Annotated in this window: 3 protein-coding genes and 1 pseudogene; all 4 read left to right on the plus strand. The window is 41.4% G+C overall.

Annotated elements, in window-relative coordinates; all coding sequences use genetic code 11:
• Positions 1-273: pseudogene (locus G6Q00_RS08045) on the plus strand (hypothetical protein); the annotation flags it as partial.
• Between the two features lie 87 nt (positions 274-360).
• A complete protein-coding gene (locus G6Q00_RS08050; RefSeq protein WP_163532735.1) occupies positions 361-720 on the plus strand; it encodes a hypothetical protein in 360 nt (119 codons plus the stop codon).
• A 141-nt stretch (positions 721-861) separates the two neighbouring features.
• Positions 862-4,458: a DNA polymerase III subunit alpha gene (gene dnaE, locus G6Q00_RS08055; RefSeq protein ID WP_205426578.1), complete on the plus strand. Its 3,597-nt coding sequence runs from the start codon at positions 862-864 to the stop codon at positions 4,456-4,458.
• On the plus strand, positions 4,458-5,216 hold the full coding sequence (locus G6Q00_RS08060) for a pseudouridine synthase (RefSeq protein ID WP_163532737.1): 759 nt from the start codon (positions 4,458-4,460) through the stop codon (positions 5,214-5,216). Before dnaE ends, G6Q00_RS08060 begins: the two co-directional genes overlap by 1 nt.
• Positions 5,217-5,218 lie beyond the last annotated feature (2 nt).

Genomic DNA, 5,218 nt, shown 5'->3' on the forward strand with positions numbered 1-5,218 from the left:
ATCTATCAAGATAATTTTAAGGCCTTTATTAAAGGATTATTAGGAGTGCATGAAGTGCCTGAGGCCTCTTTGAGCTATAAATTTTTAGAAGAGGCGTGCTTGCGTGATTATTTAAGTGTAATGGGGGTGTATCCTGAGTGGAATGTACAGGAACAAGGTAAAGATTGGCCTCAAGAAACTAAAAAGAGTCATGCTAATCTCTTACAAAATGCCCAAAGTAGAGAAAAGAAAATTTTAAGAAATGCAATTAAAAATCCGGGGGAAGGGATTTAAAAGAATAAAGATAAAGTTTGATTGTTAAGTCCCCCTGTAATAGAATGAAAGACTTGAAAATCAAAATCTAAAACACAGGGAGAAAGCATGGCAATTCAAACTGAAAAAGAATTAGCTAGAGCGATTAAAGAGGGGAGGGACAGCATAGAAATAGAGGGGGATTTAGCAACAAAAACGATTAGAATCAAAGCAACAGGCAAGGTTGCTTGGGCTGTAGCAATAGGGGCAATTGGCGTAGCTCTTGCAGCACTACTTGCAAGTGGGGGCGTGGCTGCTCCTGCTAGTGGTGTGGTTGCAGCTGGGGCTGTAGGAGTGCTAGGGCTTCCAGCCACTACTTCAGCATTAGCAATTGCCTTTGCAGCTGGTGGAGTGGGGGTACTTAATAAATTAAGGGGGTATAATCTTAAGAAAATTTCTGATACTCGAGTTGTACTAACAAAAAGTTAGACTGACTAAGCACTTTTACAAAATGAACAAAAGAAAATTTTAAGAAATGCAATTAAAAATCCGGGGGAGGGGGATTTAAAAGAGTAGAGATAAAGTTTGATTTTTAAGTCCTCCTGTAATAAGATGAAAAAAAGGATTTTTATGCAAAACTTTACCCACCTGCACCTACACACCGAGTACTCGCTCTTAGACGGGGCTAATAAAATTAAAATTTTGGCAAAAAAGATTAAAGAGCTTGGCATGGAAAGTGTGAGCATGAGCGATCATGGAAACATGTTTGGGGCGATTGATTTTTATACTTGCATGCAAAAAGAGGGGATCAAGCCCATTATTGGCATGGAGGCTTATATCCACAATTCTACAAACTTAGGCGATAAACAAAGCAAGCAGCGCTTCCACCTTTGCCTTTATGCTAAAAATTTAGAGGGCTATCATAACTTAATGTATCTAAGTTCACAGGCTTTTTTGGAGGGCTTTTACTACTTTCCCCGCATTAATAAAAAACTTCTTAAAGAGCGATGCAAGGGGCTAATCTGCTCAAGTGCGTGTTTACAAGGCGAAATTAATTGGCATTTAAACACCCTTAGTGAGAAGAATAAAAAATACGGGGCTAAGGGCTATGATGAGGCTAAACGGGTGGCAGAGGAATACCAAAGTATTTTTGGTGAGGACTTTTACATGGAAATCATGCGCCATGGCATTGCCAGCCAATTCTTCATTGATGATCAAATCCTCAAACTCTCTTTAGAAACAGGGATCAAGCTCATCGCCACTAATGACACCCACTACACCAACAAAGAAGATGCTAACGCACAAGAAATTGCCATGTGTGTAGCAATGGGTAAGACGCTAAACGATCCCACCCGCTTAAGACACTCGGTACACGAGTTTTATATTAAATCTCCGGCGCAGATGGCTAAACTCTTTGCCGACATTCCTGAAGCTTTAGAACACACCCAAGAGATCGCGCAAAAATGCCAGCTTGAGATTGATTTAAAAGATGAGAGTAACCCCCCAACCCCACCGCGCTTTAAATTCACTAAGGACTACGCTTTAAGCGAGGGGCTAGATATAGAAGAAGACGCGCCCTATTTTGCCCACAAGGCTAGAGAAGGGTTAAAAAAGCGCCTAGAAATGGTGGATATTAAAGAACATGCGCGCTATGAGGAGCGGCTAGAGTATGAAATTAAAGTCATTACAGATATGCGCTTTGCGGGTTATATGCTCATTGTATGGGATTTTATCCGCTATGCGCGTGAAAATAACATTCCAGTAGGCCCGGGGCGAGGCAGCGCAGCAGGCAGTTTAGTCGCCTTTTGTTTGCAAATTACAGATATTGACCCACTCAAATACGATTTACTCTTTGAGCGCTTTTTAAACCCCGAGCGCGTTTCTATGCCAGATATTGATACAGATTTTTGCCAAAGACGGCGGGGTGAAATGTTAGATTATATGATCGCAAAATATGGAAAATACAATGTCGCCCAAGTCATTACCTTTAATAAAATGCTGGCTAAGGGGGTGATTCGCGATGTGGCGCGGGTATTAGACATGCCCTATAAAGAGGCCGATGAAATGGCTAAGCTTATCCCCAATCGTCTAGGCATCACTTTGCAAGAAGCCTATGATTTAGAGCCTAAAATCCAAACGCTTTTACAAACCAATCCATTAGCCAAAGAGGTTTGGGATTTTTCCTTGCGCCTAGAAAATCTTAACCGCTCAGCAGGCAAACACGCCGCAGCTTTAGTGGTGGATAGTGAGCGCGAATTGTGGTATAAAACCCCGCTATATACTAGCGAGCGCACGGGGGGCATTGTTACGCAATATTCTATGAAATATTTAGAGGCCATAGATCTAATTAAATTTGACTTTTTAGGGCTTAAAACCCTCACGGTTATCCATGACGCGCTAAACATCATTGAAAAATACAGCCATGAAAAAATTGACTTTTTGCGTGTAGACATGGACGATCCTAAGGTTTATGCCACGATTCAAGAGGGCAACACGGTAGGGATATTTCAGATTGAATCAGGCATGTTTCAAACCCTTAATAAACGCCTGCGCCCCTCACGCTTTGAGGATATTATTGCCATTATTGCATTAGGACGCCCGGGGCCTATGGAGTCGGGTATGGTAGATGATTTTGTGAATAGAAAACATGGATCTGCACCCATTACCTACATGTTTGATGCGCTTGAGCCTATTTTGCGCCCCACTTATGGGACAATTATCTATCAAGAACAGGTGATGCAAATTGTGCAAACTATCGCCGGCTTTTCCTTAGGGGAGGCTGATTTGATTCGCCGTGCAATGGGTAAGAAAGACGCACAGATCATGGCTGATAACAGGGCTAAATTTGTAGAAGGCGCTAAGAAAAAGGGCTTTGATTGCAATAAAGCAGGCGAACTCTTTGATCTCATCGTTAAATTTGCCGGCTATGGTTTTAATAAATCCCACTCGGCTGCCTATGCGATGCTCACTTTTCAAACGGCCTATTTAAAAACCCACTACAAACACGCCTTTATGGCTGCCATGTTAAGTAGCGAGTGCCGCCATATTGATTCGGTAGCCTACTATGTGGAGGAGGCTAACTCTATGGGTATTAAGATCAAGCGCCCGCATGTAAATGTCTCTGATGTGCAGTTTAGGGTACAAGATCAAAAGGGGGAAAAGGTGATTATCTTTGGCCTAGAGGCAATTAAGGGAGCAGGCGAGGGGCCTTTGGGCATGCTAGTTGAACTTAGAGAAAAATACGGGGAGTTTAAGGATTTAGAAGATCTTATCAGCAAGATAGATTTTTCTAAGTTTAGCAAGCGCATTTTAGAACCCTTGATTAAATCCGGGAGTTTGGATAATTTGGGCTATAACCGCAAAACCATGCTAGAAAACTTGGATTTGATTTGTGAGGAAGGGCGGCGCAAGGATAAATCTAATGCCCAGATGAGTGCCGGGCTATTTGCTAATCTATCTAGCGAGGATCAAGAAAAGGCGCATTTAACACTAAAAATCTATGATGAATACGATAATAATACACTTTTAGATTTTGAGTATGAATGCATGGGGCTTTATTTTTCAGGACACCCATTAGATGGGTTTAAAGATCAAATTAAAGCCCTTAAAAATGTAGCCAAAAGTCGGGATATTCATCGCCTTGAAATTGGATCGCAGGCGACCTTTATTGGTAAAATCCTAGAACTTAAACGCAAGATAGGCAAGAAAAGTAAGAAAGCTTATGGGGAGGCTAGTATTGTAGATTTATCCGGGCGCTTTGATCTCTTGCTCTTTGAAAAACAGCTTAGTACTTTAGATCAACTTGATAGCACTTTACCTCTTGCCTTTAAATGCAAGGTAGAGGAACAAGAGGAGGTAGCCCGCTTGAGATTGCTAGAAATCCAAACTTTAGAGGCGATCAAACAAAATAAGATCGCTAAGGCGCGTTATAAAAACACAGAAGAACAAGAGCAAGAAACAGAACCTATAGACATTCTTAAAGATTTTAACACCACTACCGGTTGTTTGCTCGATCAAAAACATACCCCCCTCTCTTTAGTGCTAGATACTAACATCTCCCCTGATCTCTTTGTGCGCATTAAAGAGGAAGCTAAGCGCCATAAGGGTAACCGTGCCCTCTCTGTGATCTTTAATGAAAAGGGGAAGCGGTTGAAATTCACAACCGCTTTAAAAGTTAACACTGCAATTAAAGAGAATTTTAAAAGCTTTGAGTGGTTAGATAGTTAATGCGCCTTAATCAATTAATAGCCCACAATCTACCTTGTTCGCGCAGACAAGCGGATAAACTCATCAAAGAGGGCAAGGTTAGAATTAATCACAAATTAGCTAGCTTTGCTACTCCCTTTAGCCCTTATGATAAAATCTTTGTAGAGGGGCGCGCGCTTTATCCTTATGAAAAAAGAAGTTATACCGTGCTGGTTTATCATAAGCCTAAAGGCGAATTAGTCAGTAGAATGGATCATCGCGGGCGTAAAACGATCTTTGAGAGTTTAGAGAGCAAATTTAGGCATTTTACCCCTATTGGGCGTTTGGATTTTGCCTCTATGGGGTTGTTGCTTTTAAGCGATAGTAAAGAGGTTGTCAATGCGCTGGTGCACAGTTCTTTAGAACGCGTGTATTTGGTAAAAATTCAAGGAAATATTTCACAAACTATGCTAGAGGCCATGCAAACTGGATTAGAAATTCAAGGTTTAAAAGGCGCACACCCTAAGAGTAAACGCACACGCATGCACATTGCGCCTATGGCGTGCCAAATCCTTAAAAATCAGCGCAATTATTCTAAGATTAAACTTACCTTGCAAGAGGGGCATAATCGCGAGATCCGGCGCTTTTTTGCCCACTTTAAGAAAGAAGTACTAGATTTAAGGCGGGTTAGCTTTGGGTTTGTCTCACTCAACGCTTTACCTGTGGGCAAAGCGCGTTATTTAAACCCTAAAGAATACAAGCAACTACACCAGTTTTTAAATGACTCTAATTTGATCTAAGC

This window comes from Helicobacter suis (assembly GCF_902196125.1).
Classification (GTDB): Bacteria; Campylobacterota; Campylobacteria; order Campylobacterales; family Helicobacteraceae; genus Helicobacter; species Helicobacter suis_B.